Raw genomic sequence first — 1,575 nt, 5'->3', positions numbered from 1 at the left:
CACCACACCCGCCGCGACGGCCTGCACATGGCCGCGCTGGCCAGCGCGTGGACCGCGATCGTCAGCGGCTTCGGCGGCCTGCGCGACCACGGCGGCGTGCTCTCGTTCGACCCGGCGCTGCCGGCGGGCATCGACCGGCTCAGCTTCGCGGTCCGCTGGCAGGGCCGCAGTCTGCGGGTCACCGTGACCTCGACGCAGGCCACCTACGCGCTGCACGACGACGATCCGCGCCCGCTGACGCTCGTGCACGCCGGGGCCGGCCTGGAGGTGACGAACGACCGGCCGCGGACCGTGGCCCTGCTCAAACGGGTGGCGGCGCTGCCCACCCCGGAACAACCACCGGGCCGCCGACCCGGCGACGGGCAGTGACCGGCTCAGAGGTCGAGCCGGTAGCGCTGTTCGAGACGGCCGCTGCGCGGGTGGGGTGCGGCGTCGCCGTACGGGCGCCAGCCGTGGGCCTCGTAGAGCTTGGTCGCCCGCGGGTTGTCGAGGTAGACGTCCAGCTCGCCGCGGGTGAAGCCGGCCGCGGCGAGCAGGCCGGGCAGCGCCTGCATCAGCTGCCGGGCAACGCCGTCACCCCAGTGTCGAGGCCGCACGGCCAGGTAGCGGATGTCGGCCGTCGACCCGTGCGCGGCCATCGGTGCGACCGCGGCGAAACCGGCGACCTGACCGGCCGGGTCGACCGCGACCAGCAACAGTGACCGGGGCGAGCTCTCGATGACCCGCTGGATGATCGGGCGGGCCACGCTCAACGCCGCGATCTCGGCGTCGCCGTCACGCGCCGCCGTGGCCTCGGCCCAGATCAGGGCCGCGTCGTCGAGATGTTCCCCCGGGCCCGCCACCCGGATGTGCACGCTGGTCATCGACCGATGATGCCACCGCGCAGGCAGCCGGCCGACTGCTTGACCCGCTGCTCAGCCGCAGGCGCCGGTCCCGACGCCGCGGGTGCGCTCCGCGCCGAGCTTCGCCGGGCCGGCCGCTTCCGCCGCGGTCAGCGCGAAGCCGACATTGCGGTCCTCCCGGGCCACCGCGAAGATCACGCCGAGCACGTCACCGTTCGGGGCCAGCAGCGGGCCGCCGGAGTTGCCGCGGCGCACCAGGGCCCGGATCGTGTAGATCTGCCGGGTCACGTCGGCCGAGTCGTCGATCGCCGGGCCGGTGATGTCGCCGGACTCGCGTACCCGGGCGGCCTGCGCGTTGTACGGCCCATTCAGCGGATAACCCAGCACGATCGCGTCCGCCCCGGTCCGCGCCGGCTCCCGCCCGAACGGCAGCACCGGCGCGCGCAGGCCCGGCACGTGGAGCACCGCCAGGTCGCGTTCCGGGTCGAACACCACCACCGTGCCGTCGCGGGGGCCGTCCGTCGTCTCCACCTGCACGGTGCTGGTGCCGGCCACCACGTGCGCGTTGGTCATGACGCGCTCGGCCGCGTACACGAATCCGGTGCCCTCGATGCGCTGCTCGCAGGCCGTACCCACGACCTTGAGCACCGACCGGCGGGCGTCGCCGACGACCCGGGCCTTGGCCAGCTGCGGATCCGGCGGCGGCACCTGCCGGGCGGAGGTGCCGGCCAGG

At 75.0% G+C, this 1,575-nt stretch carries 3 protein-coding genes; 1 reads left to right on the top strand and 2 read right to left on the bottom strand.

The genetic code is table 11. The annotated features are described in order from the left end of the window. Positions 1-369, top strand: a 369-nt coding sequence (locus AB0C29_RS27640; protein ID WP_360825853.1) for a glycosyl hydrolase family 65 protein, incomplete at its 5' end; no start/stop codon positions are given. 5 nt (positions 370-374) lie between these two features. Here the strand turns inward: AB0C29_RS27640 and AB0C29_RS27635 are convergent. Further along, positions 375-863, bottom strand: a complete 489-nt coding sequence (locus tag AB0C29_RS27635) for a GNAT family N-acetyltransferase (protein ID WP_360825850.1) — start codon at positions 861-863, stop codon at positions 375-377. A gap of 51 nt (positions 864-914) precedes the next feature. After that, positions 915-1,575 (bottom strand): MarP family serine protease (locus AB0C29_RS27630; RefSeq protein WP_360825847.1); only part of this gene is annotated, 661 nt, incomplete at its 5' end.

The organism is Actinoplanes sp. NPDC048791 (genome assembly GCF_040650095.1).
Taxonomy (GTDB): domain Bacteria; phylum Actinomycetota; class Actinomycetes; order Mycobacteriales; family Micromonosporaceae; genus Actinoplanes.
This window is presented reverse-complemented; position numbering and strand designations above follow the sequence as displayed.